The sequence below is a fragment of the Mesorhizobium sp. M00.F.Ca.ET.216.01.1.1 genome (genome assembly GCF_004010325.2).
In the GTDB taxonomy this organism is placed as follows: domain Bacteria; phylum Pseudomonadota; class Alphaproteobacteria; order Rhizobiales; family Rhizobiaceae; genus Mesorhizobium.
This window is the reverse complement of the sequence record NZ_SADR02000002.1, coordinates 297023-317508: the sequence shown is the minus strand read 5'-3', so window position 1 is coordinate 317508 and position 20486 is coordinate 297023. Positions and strand designations below refer to the sequence as shown.

Here is a 20486-nt window from a genome sequence, read left to right as displayed (position 1 = left end):
CCGAGGGCTTTACTCAGGCCGCTACCGACCCGTTTGGGACCGGTGATGCGGGCGCCCTGGGAAGCAACTTGGGCATTCCTTTCTCGCACGGCTAGAGTATTCCGTCGGCCAGATCATTGCAAATCCAATCGATCAGCCGCCAATTGCGGCATGTTGAGCAAGCCTCAGAAACCACGCCGGAAATAGGCCGATGCCGATGGTGCCGGCAGCGGTGAAGGCGAGTGTGGCGCCGACCGCGGGCGTCAGCGCCGGGTCGAACGCGCCCTCCGGCTCGCGCATGTAGATCACCATGACGATGCGGATGTAGAAGTAGGCGGCAACGGCGCTCAGCAGCACTGCGATCACCGCCAGCATGACGAAACCCCGCTCAACGAGTGCGACCAGCACGTAGAACTTGGCGAAGAACCCCGCTGTCGGCGGAATGCCGGCCAGCGAGAACAGATAAAGCAGCATCAGAAGCGCCAGTCCGCGATGCGACTTGGCGAAACCAGCGTAGTGTTCGATGACCTCGCCCGAGAAATCGCCGTTCCGCATCATGATGACGATGGCGAAGATGCCGAGGTTCATGAACGCATAGATCAGCAAATAGAGCATCACGCTGGCAACCCCGTCCGCACCGCCGGCCGCCACGCCGAACATGGCGAACCCGGCATGGGCGATGCTGGAATAGGCCAAGAGGCGCTTGAAATTGTCCTGCACCAGCGCCACGAAACTGCCGAGCGCCATCGTCACTGCTGCGATGACCGCGACGATGATCCAGACGTTCGAGGCTGCGACCAGTGGGTTGAGGAACACCCGCAGGATCACAGCGAACCCCGCTGCCTTTGGTCCCACCGACATGAAGGCGGTGATCGTTGTCGGCGCGCCTTCATAGACGTCCGGCACCCACATATGGAACGGCACCGCGCCGACCTTGAATACCAGCCCCGCGACGATAAAAACCACAGCCAGGAGCAATCCGGGATCGAGCGGATCACCGGTCACCGCCGCAGCCATCCCGTCCAACTGCGTCGTGCCGGCGAGCCCGTAGATCAGCGAAACGCCGTAAAGGAAAATCCCGGTCGAGACCCCGCCAAGGATCACGTATTTCAGCGCCGCTTCGTTCGACCGCTGCTGCTGCCGCAGGAAGCCGGTCAGCACATAGGTGCAGAGCACCATCAGTTCGAGGCCTACATAGATCGACAGGAGGTCGGTCGCCGAGGCCATGATCATCATTCCCGAAAGCGCCAAGAGCAGCAGTACGTAGTATTCACTGCTCCCGATCCCTTCGATCTCGGCATATTTTCGCGAAAGAAGGAATGTCAGAACTGTGACCAGGTAGAACACGACCTTGAAGAAGACCGCGAAGCGGTCGGCGATGAACATGCCCGAGTAGGCCGTCCGCACCTCGCCCGCCAGCATGAGTGTTCCCACGGCGGCAATCAGCACGACCGCGACTGAAGCCCAGACAAGGAAATGTTGCTGCCCCTTCCGCACAAGCTGACCCAGGATCAGCAGGATGCAGGCCCCGGTAACCACGACGATCTCGGGCAGGCTCGCCAGAATCGACTGGAAAAGCGCGGCGGCGGTCATTGGGCGCCCCCCTTACCGTGCACCTGCGCTAGTAGATGCTTCACCGAGGCGTCGATGATTTCGAGAAAGGGCTTCGGATAGAGTCCGATCCAAAGAACGAAGACGGCTAGGGGCAGGATCGCCGCTATCTCGCGGGCGTTCACGTCGCGGATCTTGAACCGCATACCGATGCTGGCCGGACCAAGCGCGACTTTCCTATACATGCCAAGCAGATAGGCCGCTCCCAGCAAGGCCCCCAGAACGGCGGCAGCGCCGACAGCGAGGTTGGCTGCGAACGCGGCTGACAGCACCAGCAACTCGCCCACGAACGAACTCGTTCCCGGCAGCGCCATCGACGACAGGGTGAATAGTGCAAGAAACGCCGTATAGACCGGCGCCGCCTTCATCAGCCCGCCATAATCCGCGATGCTGCGGGTATGGGTCCGCTCGTAGATAAGGCCAACGGACAGGAACAACGCGCCCGTCGTCACGCCATGATTGAACATTTGCAGGATGCCGCCCTCGAGCCCACGGAGGTTCAGCGTGAAAATCCCCAGCGTCACCAGGCCCATGTGGCTGATGCTGGAATAGGCCACCAGCTTCTTCAGGTCGTCCTGCGCCAAGGCGAGCAACCCGCCATAGACGATAGCAACTGCCGAAAGGACCAGCATCAGCGTCGAATAATGCACCGTCGCCTCGGGCAGCATTGGCAGCGAGAACCGCAGGAACCCGTAGGCGCCCATCTTCAGGAGCACGGCGGCGAGGATGATGCTGCCGGCCGTCGGTGCCTGCACATGGGCGTCCGGCAGCCAGGTATGGACCGGGACCATCGGGACCTTGACCGCGAAGGCGATCAGGAAGGCGAAGAACAGCCATGACTGGACCTGGAACGGCAAATCCTGCGCCATCAGGGTGCGGATGTCGAAGGTCTCACCGCCGTGGAAATAGAGCACGATGACACCGATCAGGAACATCAGGCTGCCTGCCAGCGTGTAGAGGAAGAACTTGAACGCTGCATAGACCCGGCCGTCGCCACCCCAGACGCCGATGATTACGTACATCGGAATCAGCATCGCCTCCCAGAAGACGTAGAACAGGAACAGGTCCAGCGCGCAGAACACGCCCAGCATCAGCGCCTGCATGGCGAGTAGGCTGACCATGAACTCCTTCACCTTGCGGTCGATCGCAACCCACGAGGCAAGCACGCAGATCCAGCCCAACAGCGCGGTCAGGAACACGAAGGGTGCGCTGATCCCGTCGATGCCAAGTGCGTAAGTGATCCCTAGCGCGGGTACCCACGGGCGCGTCTCGGTGAACTGCATCTCATGGGTAGAGGTGTCAAAGCCGCCGAGCATGGCGATGCAAAGCGCGAAGTCGAGGACAGTGACACCCAGTGCCATCCACCGCACCACATCGTCGTTGCGGATAAACATCAGCGCCGCTGCCCCGACGGCTGGCGTGAACACGATGAGACTAAGCAAGGGGATCGCCATCGCGCCCCCTACCGCCACGCCACAGCGAATACGGCGATAGCCGCGATCACACCAGCGATCATCGCCAGCGCGTAATGGGTCACGACGCCGCTCTGGAGCCGCCGCAGCGCCAGGCCGCCGCGCAGGATCGAGCGGGCAACGCCGTTCACGAAGGCGTCCACGCCGTGGAGATCGATCCGCAGTCCTGCCCGTGCCATCCCGTGCAGAAAGGGCAGCGCCGCGGTCTCGGACACATCACTCACCGCCTTCTCGTAGCGCGCCAGCGGTCTTTCGGCGAGCCACATGAAGCGCCGCGCACCCATGCGGTAGAACCAGTCTGTATCGATGCTGATCGTATTCTCGGGATCGAGTGCCCTGAGGAACATGACGAAGCCCAAAGCGGTGAACATCAGCACGCCAAGGCTCTCGGTGACATGGACGCCGGTGTAGGGTTCGAAGTCGACCGGATAGGGCAGAAGCGCGTAGAGCGTCTGGGGGAACACCCCGATCGCAATGCAGAGCACCGCTGCCATGCCCATCGCAACCAACATGTTGCGCGGCGGTTCTCGCGCTTCCAGCCCTTGGTCCGTGCCGAAGAACATGTAGTACGGGAGCTTGAGCCCGGTGTGCAGGAACGTCCCTGACGACGCCATCGTCAGCGCCAGCACCACCAGCGCGCGATGATCCTGTCCGGCGGCAGCCACCACCATCGACTTGGTGACGAAGCCTGAGAAGAACGGGAATGCCGAGATCGCGAAGGCGCCAACCATGTAGAGCGCAAGGGTTACTGGCATGGTTCTGTAGAGCCCTCCGAGTTCGGTGAGCTTGCGCCGCCCCGTGACGTGGATCACCGCCCCCGCGCCCATGAAGAGGAGTGCCTTGTACAGGATATGCGCGAAGGCATGGCTGACGGCGCCGTTCACCGCCATCTCGGTCCCGATGCCGATGCCCACCACCATGTAGCCCACCTGGCTGACGATGTGATAGGCCAAGAGCCGCCGGCAATCGTTCTCCAGCACCGCGTAGATAACGCCGTAAAGCGCCATCACAGTGCCGAGCCAGACAAGAAGATCGGTCCCCGGAAACGCCCGCGCCAGCACATAGACGGCAGTCTTCGTGGTGAAGGCACTCATGAATACGGCCCCGGTGACGGTCGCTTCCGGGTAGGCGTCAGTCAGCCAGGCGTTGAGTGGCGGCACCGCGGCGTTGAGCAAGAACCCGGCAAGGATCAGGCAGGTGGCGAAGCCCAGCCCTCCCTCGATTGGGCCAAAGAGCAGCGAACCGGTGGCGAACCCATGGAGAATGATGCCACCGAGCAGGGCTACGCTGCCGGTGATATGGACCATGAGGTAGCGGAACCCTGCGCGGAGCGCCTGATCGCTGCGCTGGGCAAAGACCAGGTAGGCAGAGGCAAACGTCATACCCTCCCAGAACAGGAACAGGGTCAGGTAATCGCCGGCGAACACTACCCCGAGCGCGCTGCCGACGTAGACGAAGGCCGCCACATGCTGTCCTGCGTGCGTCAGATGCCAGGCATAGACCGTGCCGATCAATGCCATGATGCTGAAAACGGTGGCGAAGAGGATGCTTAGCTTGTCGACCTTCGCCATAATGATTTCCTGCCCGATGAACCGCGCCGCGCCGTAGCCGCCAGGATGCATCGTGAGCACGGCCAGGATCGCCAGCGTTGGGATCAGCAGCACATAGGCCTTGCGGACAGACCCTTTTAGGAAGGGGATCGGAATGGCGCCGAGAATGAACAGCAGGCCGGGATGGACGAAGTCAGTCATAATAGTCCTCGCGCCGCATCAGCCCGCACTGATGGCCAAAAAACTTGGACACGAAGATTAGAAGCACGCAGGAGCCGAAGCCGTAGAGGGCAGACCAGCCAGGCAGCCGCTCCCACAGGTATTCGGCGTGTTCGCGGAAGATCAGAAAGTCGGCGATGACGATCAGGACGAGCACCAGATAGAATAGTCGGTGACGCCTTCTTGCATGTCTCTCATCGCCAAAGAAATCAACGACGCGCTTGATCATCTGACCACTCTTTCCGCCAGGGCGAGGAAATAGTCCGGGAAGATGCCCATCGCCACAGACAGGATGGCGGTCGCGACCAGCGGGATCGTCAACATCGGAATTTCACGAACGGTCGCCGGGCATTCCTGCGCCTCCGTCCCGAAAAAAGCGACATAGCTGACCGGCAGGAAATAGGCGGCGTTAAGGACCGAACTTACCAAGAGCACGATAAGGAACGGGATCTCCCCGGCCTCCACCGAGCCGAGAGCCAGATACCACTTGCTGATGAAGCCCGCAGTCGGCGGTACCCCAATCATGCTGAGCGAGCCGACGAAGAACGCCCCCATCGTCCAGGGCAGCCTGCGGCCGATGCCGGCCATGTCGCTGATGTTCCGCTTGCCAGACGCACAATAGATCGACCCGGCGCAGAAGAAGAGCGTGATCTTCGAGAATGCATGCGCCGCGATGTGGATGATCCCCCCGACCATCGCGACGGGCGACAGCAGAACCGCGCCCAGCACGATGTAGGAGAGTTGGCTGACCGTCGAATAGGCGAGCCGCGCCTTCAGGTCGTCCCGCGTCAGGGCGTAGATGGACGCCATCAGGATCGTGAACGAGACCACATAGGCCGTGGCGATGCCGAGCCCCAGCCCGCCCACCAGCCCTGCGCCGAAGACGTGGAACACCACACGCAGCACGCAGAACACACCCATCTTGACGACGGCCACCGCATGCAAGAGAGCGCTGACCGGTGTCGGCGCCACCATCGCGGCAGGCAGCCAGGCGTGCATCGGCATCACCGCGGCCTTGGCGAAGCCGAAGAGATAGCAGAAATAGACGACAGTCAGCAGCGGCGCCGAGGCGTCGACCCCCGCCAGCAGCCCCCCCGCCACAAAGTCGAGCGACCCCGCAATGTGGTAAGTCAACGCCAGCGCGGCCAGAAGCACGCTTTTCGACGCGCCCATCAAATAGACGAGGTACTTGCGGCTGCCCGTCCATCCCTCCTCGTCCTCGTGGTGGTAGACGAGCGGATAGGTAACGAGGCTCAGCACCTCGTAGAAGATCACCAACGTGAACAGATTGGCGGCAAAGGCGCCCCCGGCGGCCGCCGCGAGGCTGGCGGCGAAGCAGGCGAAGAACCGGGTCTGCGCATGCTCATTCAAGTGCCGCATGTAGCCAATGGAATAGATTGACGCCACGATCCACAGCAGCGACGAGACGGTGGCAAACACCATGCCGAGCGCATCGACACGGAAAGCGAAGTCGATCCCCGGCAGAATCTCGAACAGGCGCAAATCGACAGTCCCGCCAGCCAGAACCGTGGGCGCCATTGAGGCGACAATTGCGAACATGGCGATCGCGGCCAACGGCGAGACTGCATCGCGGAGTTGCTCGCGTTTGTTTAGAAGGAGAATTGCAAGGACCGCCAGACCTGCGACGGCAACGGCAAGCAGCGGCCGGATCGACATCACCGGGTCCAAGCCGCTATCCTTTCATCATGGTCACTTCGTCGACCTTGAGGGTGGACTTGTTCCTCGCGAGGGCGACCAAGATGCCGAGGGCAACGGCAACCTCCGCCGCAGTGATTGCGATGACGAAGATTGCGAAAATCTGCCCGCGGAAGTCGTCGTAGTAGTGCCCGAAAGCGATGAAGTTGATGTTGACCGAGTTAAGCAGCAGTTCCAGCGACATCAGCACGACCAGGATATTGCGTCTGAGCAGTACGCCCGCCGCTCCGATCACGAACAGGACCACTCCGAGCACGATAAACCACCAGAGCGGCACCATCACTCCGGCTCCTTCCGCGCCAGCACGATGGCGCCTACCAGGGCCGCCAGCAGGATGACGGAGGCGACTTCAAACGGCAGGAGATAGTCGGCGAAAAGTGTCGTGCTGAGCTGCCTGACCTCACCGCCGGTGCGCATTGCGACGGGCTTCGCGACCGAAAAGCGGTCGCTCCTGAGCACCAGTACAAGCATCTCGACCCCAAGCAGGACGAGCAGCACCAGAACAGGCAGGTTGCTGCCCGGCAAGAACCGCTGCAATACCGCTTCGCGCACATCAATCATCATGATCACGAATAGGAACAGGACCATGATCGCGCCGACATAGACGAAAATCTGGATGACCGCGAGCAACGGCGCCTCGAGCAGGACGAAGATCGCCGATATCTGCAGGAAACACGCCATCAGCGCCAATGCGCTGTGAACTGGATTCCGCGCCAGGACCAAGGTCAGGGCCGTGACCACGGACGCCGCAGCGAACAGAAGAAAGAACCCCTGATCCATCGACGCCGCTCCTCCGACGCGAACTGTCACTCGGCGCGACAGGGCCGGACTTGAGATAGCTGTCCACCTCAGTTCACAAATTGTGCCCTAGTCTCGGATTTTTCTCAAGATTATCGTTGGTTTGGCGCTACACTAAACTCACTACACATATTCGAGAGCGCAGCGCGCCAACTCAATTTCCGGGTTGCCTCGGAAGAGTTGGGTGTCACTTAGGGTGCTGTTGCCCAACAAACACTAGGCTTGGAAGAGTCGCTGACATCAAACGGTTTGCCAGGCAAGGTGGGCGCTCATCGCGCGGCAGCGGCGCACCTCAATCCGATGGTCGTGAACCTCGCGCAAGCGAGCGGGTTCGTTCTCTGGCGCAAAGCGGTCTGCGCACTACCCTGGATGAAAAGGTCGACTTTCTAGCCCATCATCTCGAGAGCGGACGTTCCGCTTCCGGCCCTATCGGAGCATTCCAGAGACCGGGCTCCCCTGCTTGTTGAAGTCAATCACACGTAGCGACAGCCTTGAGCGCTTCGGCACGGGAAGGTTTCTGCATATCCGCAATCCGTCGAACAGAAGCGTAGAACCTTGGATAATCGCTGGAGCACAAGTCGAACAACCGAAGAAACGCCGGAACCTGTTCGCCGTAAACAGCAGTCGCGGCGAGCTTTGCGTTGTTGATCCGGGCATCGAACCAGGCGTCGTATCCCCGGTATCCGGCCCAGCGCTTATCGCGCATTTGCCGGTAGCGCATCCGCAGCTTGTCGATCGCGGCTGCCTTGTCAGCCGCCATCCGCTCCAAGCTACCGGAACTTTCATAGACCTGCCTTAACTCGTCCCGAGTTTTCGACACCAGTCCGAGAAAATCGGCCCGGCGCTTGCGATCGGCTTCGTAGCGGCGCAATCGGGCGTGATCGCCAGCGGCGCGGAGCCATTTCCTTACTCCGGTTGTTTCGACGGCAACTGCGAAAGCCTCATTGAATGCGGAGTCGTCATCCACATAGATGCGCTGATGCGCCAGTTCATGAAAGACAAGGCTTGCAAGATACGTGTCGTCCTGACGGAGCATGGTGCTTAGCAGCGGGTCACTGGACCAGCCCAGTGTGGAATATGCGGTGACGCCTGTGACATAGACGTCCAGCCCCTGTCTATGAAGTTCGATAGCGCTTTCAGTCGCAGATTTCCGAGCGAAGTAACCCCGGTACGGAACGCAGCCGAAAACCGGAAAGCACCATGTTCGTGGCGTCAGGGAGAATTGCGGCGCGGCAAAAACGGCCCAAGTCACAGCGTCCCGACCGATGTCAACATAGCTGCGGTAGCTATTGTTTTCGGGCAGTGCCAGTTCATTTGTCGCAAACCGTCGTATGGTGCCCGCCGACGTCAACTTGGCGCGCAATGCCTCAGGCGTCGAAGGATCATGAATCAGTTTTGCAACATTTTCGCGCGCCGCCATGATCTGCACATGGCCTTCCAACGACTGCGCGTAGTAGGAAATGCTGGTGCAACCGGTCACGCCGGACGCCATGGTCACCGCGGCAAGCAATTGAAAAACGCGTTTCACAGCTTGCCCACCGCTTGCTCATCTCCCCACGGAGCAAATGTCCCGATTGCCCCAGTGTCTCAAACAGGCGCACCAATTTTCGTCAAGATGCTGAGGGGCAGCGGGTCGGACTTTCGACTTCGGCACGATTGGCAAATGCGGCCATTCGCCTACGTATTGACTGATGTCCACGGCAGGGCAGAGTCGGCATGATGCGGACTGTCCATTGGGGTACTACGTTTCCTAAGCTTCCGGTCCCATTCCAGACTATTAGTCTGGAAGTTGCCAGCCCGCTCGATAGCGACCGGAGGGGCCCCGACTTTCGGCGGAACGGGGAAACCAGCACGAATACCGCAAGGTCACTATCCCGTCCAAGTTGTGGACAGCTCAGTTTCAAAGGCGCACTCTCCAAGGACGAAACCCAAGCAGAGTTTCGTCTAATGCTTCACATGCTTGAGATGCCTCGCTGATTGCCTGACCTGTCCGGACATCCGGGTGGGGCAGTCATTCATTGTGCGCCTGTCCGTGATCAGTCTACGGCTCAAAAGGATGCTGCAGCCCGTTCCGGATTAACTGGGAGGGAAAACAGCATGCCTCATCTTCAACGCAGAGAACTTATTCAAGGAAGCGCGGCTCTTGCCGCAATCGCCGCTCTCCATGCCTCGCGGGCCTACTCTTTTCCTTCACGGCCCGGCGAGGAAGTCGTCAAATGGACCGATCAACTGCCGCCGAACCCGGTGCCGGAGGTCATCAAGAATCAACTCGTCTGGGAGGATCTCGATTCATGGGTGACGCCCAACGACAGGTTCTTTTCAATTGCGCATTTCAACAGGCCGGTCATCGACGCTGGCACGTGGAAGCTCGAAATCGGCGGCCTGGTCAAAAAGCCGATGGCGCTGACGCTCGCCGACATCAAGGCCCGGCCGCGCCAGGAAGTCACGTTCACGGTCGAATGTTCGGGCAATACCGGCCTCCCGTTTTTCAACGGCGGCATCGGTAATGCGCGCTGGGCGGGCACGCCGCTCGCCCCGATCCTAAAGGAGGCCGGCGTCCTCGACAGCGGCATAGAGGTCGTCTTCTGGGCCGCCGACGAAGGCGAGATCAAGCGGGCCGATGACGTTAAGTTCAAGCAGAACTTCGCGCGCAGCATGTCGCTGGCAGACGCCATGGATCCAAAAAACATCCTTTGCTACGAGATGAACGGAACTCCCTTGCCGCCCGATAACGGCTTCCCGGTGCGGCTGATAGCGCCCGGCTGGTACGGGGTCGCAAACGCGAAATGGCTCAAGCGCATCGACGTGCGCGACCAGCGCTTCGAGAACCGGTTCATGGGACGCGACTACGTCACGCTCCGCGAGGAAGACCATAACGGCGAGACCGTGTGGGTAGAAACGTCCGTCGGACGGGCGCGCCTCAAATCGGCGCCGGCTCGGGTGACTCATATCGGCAGCGATTATCGGATCGTCGGAGCCGCCTGGGGTGCGCCGATTGACCGGGTCGAGGTGAAGATCGACGATGGGCCTTGGATACCGGCGACCGTGGACGGCACCGAAGAGGCGGAGTTTGCCTGGAAGATGTGGTCTCTGGACTGGCCCAAGCCGCCCGCCGGGGAGCACACCGTCACCTCGCGCGCGATCGATAAGAGCGGCAACATTCAGCCGGCAATGAGCGATCCGTGGATTGCCAAAAAACACACCTATTGGGAGAGCAACGGACAGGTGACCCGCCGTATTCAGGTCAGTTGACGGCTCGGCGCCGCGAGCGGAGCAGCCTGGAAAGCTGTGTGGCGACCGGATTGAGTGCGACCCGTTACGCCGTGGGCATAGCCAATTTGCAGCAGGCGGTGCGGTCGCAGAAATGATTGATTAGGTCGATCGAGGTGGCGTACGGAACGCTGCGCACGATTTTGCGCTGCAGGTGGCCATGGCGCCGTTGGCGGCATAGGCGCGAGTCTAAAGTCGCCGCGGTCGCCTTCGCCTTGCGAAGCATGCCCCGGTCGGAAATTCTCTGATAGTCTTCGTTGAGGCCTGCGATCGTGGGTCAAAACGGGTGCGTAGCTCGGCGGCCGCTTTGCGCCCTATGTCGGACTTAGCGACAAGCTCTATCATTTCCTGAAAGCCGACATCGCCGGCGACGACACCGGAGGTCGCCGGTTGCGTCAATGAAGCGGCCTTCGATAATCGCGCTTACGTGAGTGTTGTCAGCGTCGAGAGCTGGTCGGTGTCGTAGCGGTTTCGCAGATCGGCGAGTGCTTTTGGATCCGGCGCACCCTGCGCCGCGAGTTTGGCGAGCTCTTCGAAATAATGCTCGTGCCAGGCGGAGAAACGGTCATCAGCACGGCTGCCGGTTTCTCGCTGACATTCGTGATGTTGTGCGGCACTCCTGGCGGGATGAACAGATAGGTTCCGGGCGTTGCGCGGATCGTCTTGTCGCCGACATGCCACTCACACTCGCCCTCGAGCACATAGAAAGTCTCCTCTTGCACCCGGTGAACGTGCCGCCCGGTGGCGAATCCCGCCGGGATCGTCCAGTCGAACATGCTCGTGTGTTTGGTATCTACAGGATAAAGGGCCTTTTGTTCAGCCAAGGTGTGTTCTCAAACATAGAGGCGACCGGTCTTGCCGCGTTAAGGCGCGGACGTCAAAGTTACGACGCGGAAGCTGGTTCTATCCTTTCCACATCGTCGAACGGAGAAGAGCCTGCGTATGCTCTGCCAGATCGAGCTCACCGCGCGCCTCGATCTTCAGAAGATATCATTCGCTGCGGACACCCCGCAGGAGTTTGTCGACAAGGCTGCCGTTGGCGGGATGTTCGAAGTCGAATCGAGCAAGATCGCCCAGTCAAAGGCGACCGATCAGCGCATCAAGGATTTCGCGCAGAAGATGATCGATGATCACGGTTCGGCCAACGCCAAACTGGAGAGCATCGCTGGCGAACAGAAGCTCAGGGTGCCGACGGAACTCGACACAAAGCACAAGGGCGATCTGGAGAAGCTTCAAGCCGCCAAGGCGCCCCTTGATGATACCTATGTCGAAATGCAGCGCACTGCACATTCCGATGCAGTCAAGTTGTTCGAGAGCTATGCCAAAGACGGTGACAATGCAGCCCTCAAGTCGTTCGCCCAGAACACCACGCCGAAGCTCAAAATGCACAAGGAAATGATCGAAAAAATTGCAAAGGATGCCGGCGCTTCCAGCACCAGTTCGACAACGCCTGCGGTGACCACGACCGGAAGCTCGAACCCGGCTGCTCCTGTTCCAGGGGCGAACAGCTTTACCGAAGGCCAAGCCAAGAGCCGCATTCAGGACGCGGGTTACTCGGACGTCTCCGAACTCACAAAAGACGATCAGGGCATCTGGCGTGGGCAAGCCACGAAGAACGGACGAAGCACCGCGGTAGCCCTGGATTATCAAGGCAACGTCGTTGCCGAAAACAAATGAACAGAGACTCAGGAGATCAATGATGAAGACGCTAACGGGTTTATTTGACGACTACGACGACGCAGCCGACGCCGTAGGTGAATTGGAGGCATTAGGCATTCCACGCTCCAACATCAGCATCGTCGCCAATAATGTCACCAACTGGTACAAGGATGATAGCTCGGAAGCTGCCGAAGATGCGGCCAGCGGCGCTGGAATAGGGGCCGTGGTCGGCGGCGCAGGTGGATTGTTGACCGGTTTGGGTGTCATGGCCATTCCAGGCGTCGGACCGGTGGTCGCCGCTGGATGGCTTGCAGCCACCGCCGCAGGAGCAGTTGCCGGTGCTGCGGTTGGCGGTGCTGCGGGTGGGATCATCGGCGCCCTTACCGACGCCGGCGTCCCCGAAAGGGATGCCAACGTCTATGCAGAGGGTGTGCGTCGCGGCGGTACGCTGGTGACGGCCAAGGTCGAGGACGACCTTGTTGCAGATGCCGAAAGTATCCTCGAGCAGTCAAGGGCGGTCGATTTGGCTGAACGCCGTACTTACTACGAAGCCGGCGGATGGACCGTGTTCGACCCTTACGCAGAGAGTTATCGCTCAGAGGAAATCGAACGCGATCGCATCAATCGTCCTTGATCGAGAACCCCGCTGCCGCAAGGCGGCGGGGGCCTACGCCAGCACAAGCGCTACGTCGAAGCGAACGTTGCCATCGGCTGAGAGGTTGTAATCGGGGTTGTTATCAGGAGGAAACGTCAGGGGATTCACATCGGGTAGAGGCAATTCGTCGGAACCTTTCAGCAATCACAGCGGCAGCTCGCGGCCATCGCCTCGGTTCGGCCAAGCCCCATGCGATCGGCAACGGCAACCTGCTCGCGGCTGCTCGACCGGTCGTCTCCTCGTTGCACTTCATTGCCTTGGGGTCGCCGAAATCGACAATCGGAAGAGAGTGGAGGTGAGGGCACGGCGCTCCTTATCATGAGGAACCAATGCCCAACCGGGCAGTTAGCACGTTAGCTGAACACGCTGACTGAGCCATGGATTGGAGCATGAATTCCGATCCCAAGACAAAATACCCGGCGCCGCCGCAACCCCACAAACGCAGGATATGCCGGGCGCGACTGGGGACATGTCGCCGATGCCGGACCACGGCGAACAGACCTATAAGGGCACCAAAGTCTGCAGGATTGCACAGCCATAATAGCGGGCGCCGATTCCGGGATCGGTCGGGCCGTAGCAATCGCGTTCGCGCGGGAAGGGGCCGATGTGTGATCTCATACCTCAACGAGGACGAGGACGCCCGCGAGACGGCGCGCTGGGTGCAAGATGCCGGCCGGAAGGCGGTTCTCTGGCGCGCTCGCAGAAAGCTCAACAGCTATGAGCGGGTGCGCATTCTGCCTGAGCTGGAGGCGGCAGTGAGCTCGTCATGGGCATACGATCCCGGCGCGTTCCTGACCACCAACTGTGGCCACAACGCCATCTACACTGGTGAACACGCCAGGCCGCAGCAAGCGCAGCATTGTGCCCTGCGGACTTTGACCGTTCCATTCGCTGCATAAATTGCGGTGAAAAATCTTGCACATGCCGCGAATAAACGCCATATTCCCCGCAAGGAGTGCGGGGAATATGGCGACCTATATCCATGAGCTTGAAGGCTGGCCCAAGTTCGAATGGAACAGCCAAGATCTCGCCGATCAGCTGGCCGCCGTGCGCCACCGCCAGGGCCGGCTGCTGGGCCGGATGGAGGCGCTCGGCTTCGAGCTGCGGACCGAGGCCGTCCTGCAGACCCTGACCGAGGATGTGCTCAAGTCCAGCGAGATCGAAGGTGAGGTCCTCGACAAGGAGCAGGTCCGCTCCTCCATCGCACGTCGCTTGGGCATAGACATTGGGGCGCTGGCGCTTGTCGACCGCGACGTCGAAGGCGTGGTCGAGATGATGCTCGACGCCACCCAGAACTATCGACAGCCGCTTACGGACGAGCGGCTTTTCGGCTGGCATGCTGCGTTGTTTCCGACCGGGCGCAGCGGCATGACGAAGATCATCGTCGGCGCCTGGCGCGACGAGGCATCCGGCCCCATGCAGGTTGTCTCTGGCCCCATCGGCCGCGAGAAGGTGCACTATGAAGCGCCGGCGGCGGCTCGGCTCCAAGCCGAAATGGCTGCATTCATCGATTGGTTCAACGGCGGTGCGTCGCTCGACCCCGTCCTGAAGGCGGCGGTCGCCCATCTGTGGTTCGTCACCATCCATCCCTTCGAGGATGGCAACGGCCGAATCGCCCGCGCCATCGCCGACATGATGCTGGCGCGATCAGAAGGCAGCCCTCAGCGCTTCTACAGCATGTCCGCGCAGATCCGCCTGGAGCGGAAGGACTATTACGCCATCCTCGAGCGGATGCAGAAAGGCGATCTCGACATCACCGCCTGGCTGCAATGGTTCCTCAGATGCCTCGACCGCGCGTTCGACGGCGCTGAGGAAATCCTTGCCAATGTCCTTCGCAAAGCGCGCTTCTGGGAAGCGAAGGCCGGCCAGCCACTCAACGAACGCCAACGCAAGGTGGTCAACCGGCTGCTGGATGGCTTCGAAGGCAAGCTCACCTCCTCGAAATGGGCGGCGCTGACAAAGACCTCGCCCGACACCGCCCTGCGCGACATCAACGACCTCGTCGCGCGGGGCATCTTGGTGAGGGACGAGGCTGGTGGGCGCAGCACGAGCTATTCGCTGGCGAGGCTGGGCGGCGAAGAGCCGCCCCGCATCTAATCGCACGTTATCGGCGGCATGGCGGGCAATGCCCGACAAAGATGAGATCGGCTGACGCCTGTTCTTGATGCCGCGATCGGTGTACTGCTGGAAAGCATACCGGCAAGACCGTGATCGCACGCGTGAGGCCCTACGCGGCGGCGACGTGCGCCGAGTTCGAGCCGATATAGTTGCGGATCGTCTCGATGATCTGGTCCTGGTCGGCCTCGCTCAGATAGGGGTGCATCGGCAGGCACAGGATACGCTGCGGTAGCTCCTCCGAAACGGCAAGGCCGTTTGGCGTGCGCGGATAGTCGCGATAGGCAACCTGGCTGTGCAGCGGCTTCACATAGTAGATGACCGACGGAATGCCCTTTTCTCCCAGATGCGCCTTTAGCGCGTCGCGCCTCGGCGTCTCGATGGCGTATTGCGCCCAGGCCGAGCGGCTGCCGTCCAGATTGCGCGCCGCCTTGACGATATCGCCGAGGCCTTCGGCATAACGATTGGCGACCGCTTGCCTTGCAACCATCTCCTGTTCAAGGATCGCCAGCTTCTCGATCAGGATCGCCGCCTGCAGCGTGTCGAGCCGCGAATTGATGCCGACGCGGACATTGTCATATTGCGTTTCGCCCTTGCCGTGGAAGGCGAAGGAGCGGAGCTGTTCGGCCAGCGCATCGTCGTTGGTGAACATCGCGCCGCCGTCGCCATAGCAACCGAGCGGTTTCGCCGGATAGAAGCTGGTCGAGCCGACTGCGCCGAAGGAGCCGCACATCTTGCCGTTCGCCGAGCCGCCCATCGACTGCGCGGCGTCCTCGATCACCATCAGCCCTTCGCGGTTGGCGATCGCCATGATCGCCTCGTAGTCGGCGGCAAGGCCGAACAGGTCGACCGGTATGATCGCTTTTGGCTTCAGCCGGCCTTCCGCCTTGATCATGGCGATCGCCGCCTCGAGGCTGGCGATGTCGATATTGTAGGTATGCGGATCGACATCGACGAAAACCGGCTCGGCCTTGGCCAGCGCCACCACTTCCGCCGTGGCGGCGAAGGTGAAGCTCGGCACGAACACTGCATCACCAGGACCGATACCGGCGGCAAACAGTGGCAGCAAGAGCGCGTCGGTGCCGTTGGCGCAGGCGACGACATGCTTGGTGCCGATATAGGCGGCAAGCTTGTTTTCGAATTCGGTGACCTGAGGTCCGAGGATGTAGCGGCCTTCGTCGACGACGCGGTCGATCGCTGCTTTCAGCCTGTCGCGGATTCGTTCGCGCTGCGCGCCAAGGTCGATGAACTGCATGGTGGCCTCAAAACGGGTTAGCCAGATAATCGGCCGCTGGTATCAGACTTGGCGCAGCCGAGAAAGCTGCATGGGCAAAACCGTGAATTGCTCAAGTGTCGCAGCCTGTTACCCGCGATTGCCGGTGTGTCTTTGTGAGATGCCGGAAATCCGGGCTTCGCCGGGCAAGGTCCGGCCTTTGCATCGCATCCGTCCGGTGCGGCGAAACATAAAGTGATCGACCGGCGCGGTGCCTTGCCTGGGGATCGCGTCCCGGTCAGGCGATTTCATGCCGCCATGGCGGATTGGCGCCGGCGCGCGACACGGTCACTGCCGCGGCGCTGGCGCCGAGCGCCAGCGCCTTGTGGATGGCGTCTTTCGACAGGCCGGCGATCGCCGCCTTCGACAGCAGGCCTTGCTCATGCAGGGAGGCCAGGATGCCGGCGTTGAACGTGTCGCCGGCGCCGACCGTATCGACTACCTTGACCTTGTTCGGCACCACCGTGACCTTGTGATCCCTGGTGTAGCCGACTGCGCCCTCGCTGCCATGGGTGACGACGATCAGCTTCGGGCCGCGATCCAGCCAGTTGCGGACGACATCCTCGTGCGAACCGGCTTCGCCGAACCAGTTGAGGTCCTCGTCCGACAGCTTCACGATGTCGGCCATCGCCATCATGGTGCGGATGCGCCTGAGATGCCTGGCCTTGTCCGGAATGAAATTTGGCCTGATGTTGGGGTCGAGCATCATGACGCGATGCTCGTGCTCGCGCCGCATGAATTCCTCATAGGCCGATCCGGCCGGCTCCGAGATCAGGCTGATGGCGCCGAACAGCATGGCTTCGATCTCGCTGCCAAGCTCCGGCAGGTCGTCGATGGTCAGCATGCGCCCTGCCGTGTTCTCGTCATAGAAGGTATAGGTGGCCTGGCCGTTGGTGAGTCGCACGAAGGCAAGCGTCGTCGGCCGCGGCGACGTGTGCGCATAAATGGAACTGACCTTGCTTGCCCCCAGCGCCTCCCTGAACTGGCCGCCGAACAGATCCGACGACAGGCCGGAGAAGAAACCGGCGGGGGCACCCAACCGGCCAAGCGCAATGGCCGTGTTGAAGACCGCACCGCCGACATAGGGGGCAAAGGCCGGCTCGCCCTCAGTGGTGGTGCGCGGCAGCATGTCGATCAGGGCTTCGCCGCAGCAGAGGATCATGAGTTCTTGCTTTCCGGCGGATAGATCACGCCCTTGCGGATGATGATATTGGCGTAGAGCCGCGGCTCGCTCGTGGCGACGATCGCATGCGCGGCCTTGACCCTTGCATAGAAGTCGGTGCCGGCCAGCGCAACCACCTTGCGGCCCGGCGCGCGCATGGCGCAGATCGCCTCGATCTCGCGGTGCACGGGATCGGCGAGCAAGGGATCGCCCTTGACCGAGGCGCGAAATAGCGCTTCCGGCACGGCGTCGTCGACCGGCAGCACGCTCAATATGGCATCCAGCACCGGAATGAGCTGATGGCCGTCAGCCCGGACGAGCCGGTTTGCCTGCTCCTCGGCCGGGTAGTTCCCGTCGACAAGGGCGATCTCGTCGCCATGGCCCATGGCGCGCAACGTCGCCAGAAGCTCCGGACCGAGCAACGCCGGGATTCCGATCAGCATGCTCAGAAACTCCTGGAAATCGTGGTCGAACCGATCAGGAAGCGTTCGGAGAGCGGCAGGCTGGCGCCGCCCAGTGCGCGGGCATGAATGCCGACGGTGCCCTCGCGAACGGCTGGAAGCTTCAGGCCTTCGCCGTCGATCGTGCCGATCGCCCCGATCACGGCATCGACAAGCCGGCGGCGCACGGTCAGCGGCATCCATCCGTCGATCACCGCGGCCTCGAAATCGATGACCGACGATGCCGCGACGATGGCATAAGCGAGCGCCTGCGAGGCGGTGGCGATCCAGTCGTCGAGCTCGACGCCGATCTCGCCCCAGTCATCCGGCGAGGTCCACAGATGCGAGGCCTCGACGCCGCGTGCATTGAGCGCCTTTTCCAGCATGGCGATCGATGCCACGTCGATAAGCTGCGTCGGCTTGCCGTCCGGCCCGGGCACCGGCATCGAGCCCAGCGCGCCGGCATTTCCTGTCGGGCCGCCAAAAAGACGGCCATTCAGCACTATGCCGCCGCCGGCAAAGGCGCCGATATAAAAATAGACGAAGTCGCGCGCTGCACCCGCCTGACCGAACACAAGCTCTGCGCCGCAGGCCGAGGTGGCGTCGTTCTGCAGGTAGACTGGAAATTCGCACTGAGCCTGGATGTCGGCGCGGATGTCGCGGTGGCGCCATTCGTCCATGATTTCGCGCGGCGCGCCTGCGGTGTCGGCCCAGTTCCACAGTTCGAACGGCATGGCGATGCCAAGCCCGGCAATGCGCTTGTCCTGCGCCGGGGTGAGTTCGCCGCGCATTTTCTTCATGCCGGAGGTGACGAATTCCACCGTCTCGTGCGGTGCCGGATAGCGATAGGAATGTTGCAGCATCGAGCGCACATTGCCGAGAAAATCGATCAGCACCAGCTCGGCGCTGCGGCGGCCGATCTTCAAGCCGATGAAATAGGCGCCATCGGGATTGAGCGCCATCGGGATGGATGGTTGGCCGATCTTGCCGCGCAAAGGCGCCTGGCGAACGAGCAGGTCATCTTCCTCCAATTCGCGCATGATGACCGAGACGGTCTGTGCCGAAAGCCCGGTCATGCGCGCAATGTCGGATTTGGCCATGCTGCCGTGCTGACGCACCAGCGACAACACCAGCCGCTCATTGTGGTCGCGCATGCCACTCTGATTGGTGCCCCGGTGCAGACGGCTTTCGGCTGCCTTGGGCGAACCGTGCCTCACAATGCCGGTCTCCACCCTGTTCCTCCCGTCTTTTCCCCTCAAGGCTTTTGGGCCAGAATGAGTGAACGGCGCAGGGCTGTCAATAATAAATAAGAGTGATTTAATTATTGACAGTCACTACGGACTGGTGTCTTTTGGGTAGGCGTCCACGCTGGGAGAAAATACGTCGGATGCGCTGCAGGTGCCGGTTGGCCGGCATCCGAAAATGGTTCAATTGGGAGGAAAATCGTGACCAAGTCAGCACTGTTGAAATCCACCGTGTTTGCCGCGGCCGGCCTGGGCCTCATGGCGTTCGCCTCGACGGCATCGGCCGCAGGCGTTGGCGCCTGCCTGATCACCAAGACCGACACCAATCCCTTCTTCGTCAAGATGAAGGAAGGCGCGACGGCCAAGGCCAAGGAGCTCGGCGTTGATCTCAAGACCTACGCCGGCAAGATCGACGGCGACAGCGAGAGCCAGGTGGCGGCGATCGAAAGCTGCATTGCCGACGGCGCCAAGGGCATCCTGATCACCGCGTCCGACACCAAGGGCATCGTGCCGACGGTGAAGAAGGCGCGCGACGCCGGCCTGCTGGTGATCGCGCTCGACACCCCGCTTGATCCGATCGATGCGGCCGACGCGACTTTCGCGACGGACAATCTCGAGGCCGGCAAGCTGATCGGCGCCTGGGCCGCCGCGACGCTCGGGGACAAGGCCAAGGACGCCAAGATCGGCTTCCTCGACCTGACGCCCTCGCAGCCGACGGTGGACGTGCTGCGCGACCAGGGCTTCATGCAAGGCTACGGCATCGACGTGAAGGACGCCAATAAGATCGGCGATGAGGACGATCCGCGCATCGTCGGCCACGACGTGACCAACGGCAATGAGGAAGGCGGCCGCAAGGCAATGGAGAACCTTCTGCAGAAGGACAACACCATCAACGTCATCCACACCATCAACGAGCCCGCCGCTGTCGGCGCCTACCAGGCGCTCAAGGCTGTCGGCCTCGAAAGCCAGGTGCTGATCGTCTCGGTCGACGGCGGCTGCCCCGGCGTCAAGTCGGTGGCCGAAGGCGTGATCGGCGCCACCTCGCAGCAATATCCGCTGCAGATGGCCGCACTCGGCATCGAGGCGATCGCCGCCTACGCAAAGGACGGCACCAAGCCGAAGCCGACCGAAGGCAAGAACTTCTTCGACACCGGCGTCAATCTCGTGACCGACAAGCCGGCCAATGGCGTGAAGTCCATCGACACCAAGGAAGGCCTCGCCAAGTGCTGGGGCTGATGCTGGCCTGACGGGCAGCTAAAATACCGGTGGGCCGGGGCTTGATCCCCGGCCGCTTCGGGTGGACGATGTGCCAAGCGCGAACAA

17 protein-coding genes and 2 pseudogenes are annotated in these 20486 nt (G+C 61.5%); 6 read left to right on the top strand and 13 right to left on the bottom strand.

What is annotated here, in order from left to right:
- Positions 1-132: 132 nt before the first annotated feature.
- The 8 genes from EN859_RS04325 to EN859_RS04290 form a co-directional block, all read right to left on the bottom strand.
- A complete protein-coding gene (locus EN859_RS04325) occupies positions 133-1572 on the bottom strand; it encodes an NADH-quinone oxidoreductase subunit N (protein ID WP_127851687.1) in 1440 nt (479 codons plus the stop codon).
- Positions 1569-3044 (bottom strand): NADH-quinone oxidoreductase subunit M, encoded by a 1476-nt coding sequence (locus tag EN859_RS04320; protein WP_127851686.1) that lies wholly within the window; start codon positions 3042-3044, stop codon positions 1569-1571. Before EN859_RS04320 ends, EN859_RS04325 begins: the two co-directional genes overlap by 4 nt.
- Before the next feature lie 8 nt (positions 3045-3052).
- On the bottom strand, positions 3053-4813 hold the full coding sequence (locus EN859_RS04315; protein WP_127851685.1) for a Na(+)/H(+) antiporter subunit D: 1761 nt from the start codon (positions 4811-4813) through the stop codon (positions 3053-3055).
- On the bottom strand, positions 4806-5060 hold the full coding sequence (locus EN859_RS04310) for a hypothetical protein (RefSeq protein ID WP_127851684.1): 255 nt from the start codon (positions 5058-5060) through the stop codon (positions 4806-4808). Before EN859_RS04310 ends, EN859_RS04315 begins: the two co-directional genes overlap by 8 nt.
- A complete protein-coding gene (locus EN859_RS04305) occupies positions 5057-6520 on the bottom strand; it encodes a monovalent cation/H+ antiporter subunit D family protein (protein WP_127851683.1) in 1464 nt (487 codons plus the stop codon). Before EN859_RS04305 ends, EN859_RS04310 begins: the two co-directional genes overlap by 4 nt.
- Positions 6521-6524: 4 nt before the next feature.
- Positions 6525-6827, bottom strand: coding sequence for an NADH-quinone oxidoreductase subunit NuoK (gene nuoK, locus EN859_RS04300; protein WP_127851682.1), 303 nt, complete (start codon positions 6825-6827; stop codon positions 6525-6527).
- Positions 6827-7327, bottom strand: coding sequence for an NADH-quinone oxidoreductase subunit J (locus EN859_RS04295; protein ID WP_127851681.1), 501 nt, complete (start codon positions 7325-7327; stop codon positions 6827-6829). The genes nuoK and EN859_RS04295 overlap by 1 nt, the downstream gene beginning before the upstream one ends.
- A gap of 487 nt (positions 7328-7814) precedes the next feature.
- A complete protein-coding gene (locus tag EN859_RS04290) occupies positions 7815-8837 on the bottom strand; it encodes an aminopeptidase (RefSeq protein WP_127851821.1) in 1023 nt (340 codons plus the stop codon).
- 605 nt (positions 8838-9442) lie between these two features.
- Between EN859_RS04290 and EN859_RS04285 the strand changes: the two genes are divergently transcribed.
- On the top strand, positions 9443-10597 hold the full coding sequence (locus tag EN859_RS04285) for a sulfite oxidase (RefSeq protein WP_127851820.1): 1155 nt from the start codon (positions 9443-9445) through the stop codon (positions 10595-10597).
- A gap of 441 nt (positions 10598-11038) precedes the next feature.
- Here EN859_RS04285 and EN859_RS04280 read toward each other — a convergent pair.
- Positions 11039-11409: pseudogene (locus EN859_RS04280) on the bottom strand (cupin domain-containing protein); the annotation flags it as partial.
- A gap of 148 nt (positions 11410-11557) precedes the next feature.
- Here EN859_RS04280 and EN859_RS04275 point away from each other — a divergent pair.
- From EN859_RS04275 to EN859_RS04260, 4 genes and pseudogenes are all read left to right on the top strand, one after another.
- Complete coding sequence (locus EN859_RS04275; protein WP_127851680.1) at positions 11558-12292, top strand: DUF4142 domain-containing protein; 735 nt, start codon at positions 11558-11560, stop codon at positions 12290-12292.
- A gap of 22 nt (positions 12293-12314) precedes the next feature.
- A complete protein-coding gene (locus EN859_RS04270) occupies positions 12315-12908 on the top strand; it encodes a hypothetical protein (RefSeq protein WP_127851679.1) in 594 nt (197 codons plus the stop codon).
- Positions 12909-13318: 410 nt separating this feature from the next.
- Positions 13319-13618, top strand: a pseudogene (locus tag EN859_RS39040) (SDR family NAD(P)-dependent oxidoreductase); the annotation flags it as partial.
- A 277-nt stretch (positions 13619-13895) separates the two neighbouring features.
- Entirely contained in the window at positions 13896-15026 is a 1131-nt protein-coding gene (locus EN859_RS04260; protein WP_127851678.1) for a Fic family protein, read from the top strand.
- A gap of 130 nt (positions 15027-15156) precedes the next feature.
- On the opposite strand, the gene EN859_RS04255 is transcribed toward EN859_RS04260, so the two are convergent.
- The 4 genes from EN859_RS04255 to EN859_RS04240 form a co-directional block, all read right to left on the bottom strand.
- Complete coding sequence (locus tag EN859_RS04255; RefSeq protein WP_127851677.1) at positions 15157-16299, bottom strand: DegT/DnrJ/EryC1/StrS aminotransferase family protein; 1143 nt, start codon at positions 16297-16299, stop codon at positions 15157-15159.
- Positions 16300-16555: 256 nt separating this feature from the next.
- Positions 16556-17479, bottom strand: a complete 924-nt coding sequence (locus tag EN859_RS04250) for a carbohydrate kinase (protein WP_127851676.1) — start codon at positions 17477-17479, stop codon at positions 16556-16558.
- Positions 17476-17922, bottom strand: coding sequence for an RbsD/FucU domain-containing protein (locus EN859_RS04245; RefSeq protein ID WP_127851675.1), 447 nt, complete (start codon positions 17920-17922; stop codon positions 17476-17478). The genes EN859_RS04250 and EN859_RS04245 overlap by 4 nt, the downstream gene beginning before the upstream one ends.
- A gap of 2 nt (positions 17923-17924) precedes the next feature.
- Positions 17925-19151, bottom strand: coding sequence for an ROK family transcriptional regulator (locus EN859_RS04240; protein WP_127851674.1), 1227 nt, complete (start codon positions 19149-19151; stop codon positions 17925-17927).
- Between the two features lie 231 nt (positions 19152-19382).
- Between EN859_RS04240 and EN859_RS04235 the strand changes: the two genes are divergently transcribed.
- A complete protein-coding gene (locus EN859_RS04235) occupies positions 19383-20399 on the top strand; it encodes a sugar ABC transporter substrate-binding protein (RefSeq protein WP_189501714.1) in 1017 nt (338 codons plus the stop codon).
- Positions 20400-20486: the final 87 nt, after the last annotated feature.

Bases quoted from the DNA above. Each gene is read 5' to 3' on its own strand.
- EN859_RS04325 (WP_127851687.1), bottom strand. From the start codon at position 1,572: ATGACCGCCGCCGCGCTTTTCCAGTCGATTCTGGCGAGCCTGCCCGAG.
- EN859_RS04320 (WP_127851686.1), bottom strand. From the start codon at position 3,044: ATGGCGATCCCCTTGCTTAGTCTCATCGTGTTCACGCCAGCCGTCGGG.
- EN859_RS04315 (WP_127851685.1), bottom strand. From the start codon at position 4,813: ATGACTGACTTCGTCCATCCCGGCCTGCTGTTCATTCTCGGCGCCATT.
- EN859_RS04310 (WP_127851684.1), bottom strand. From the start codon at position 5,060: ATGATCAAGCGCGTCGTTGATTTCTTTGGCGATGAGAGACATGCAAGA.
- nuoK (WP_127851682.1), bottom strand. From the start codon at position 6,827: ATGGTGCCGCTCTGGTGGTTTATCGTGCTCGGAGTGGTCCTGTTCGTG.
- EN859_RS04295 (WP_127851681.1), bottom strand. From the start codon at position 7,327: ATGGATCAGGGGTTCTTTCTTCTGTTCGCTGCGGCGTCCGTGGTCACG.
- EN859_RS04290 (WP_127851821.1), bottom strand. From the start codon at position 8,837: ATGGCGTCCGGCGTGACCGGTTGCACCAGCATTTCCTACTACGCGCAG.
- EN859_RS04285 (WP_127851820.1), top strand. From the start codon at position 9,443: ATGCCTCATCTTCAACGCAGAGAACTTATTCAAGGAAGCGCGGCTCTT.
- EN859_RS04275 (WP_127851680.1), top strand. From the start codon at position 11,558: ATGCTCTGCCAGATCGAGCTCACCGCGCGCCTCGATCTTCAGAAGATA.
- EN859_RS04270 (WP_127851679.1), top strand. From the start codon at position 12,315: ATGAAGACGCTAACGGGTTTATTTGACGACTACGACGACGCAGCCGAC.
- EN859_RS04260 (WP_127851678.1), top strand. From the start codon at position 13,896: ATGGCGACCTATATCCATGAGCTTGAAGGCTGGCCCAAGTTCGAATGG.
- EN859_RS04255 (WP_127851677.1), bottom strand. From the start codon at position 16,299: ATGCAGTTCATCGACCTTGGCGCGCAGCGCGAACGAATCCGCGACAGG.
- EN859_RS04250 (WP_127851676.1), bottom strand. From the start codon at position 17,479: ATGATCCTCTGCTGCGGCGAAGCCCTGATCGACATGCTGCCGCGCACC.
- EN859_RS04245 (WP_127851675.1), bottom strand. From the start codon at position 17,922: ATGCTGATCGGAATCCCGGCGTTGCTCGGTCCGGAGCTTCTGGCGACG.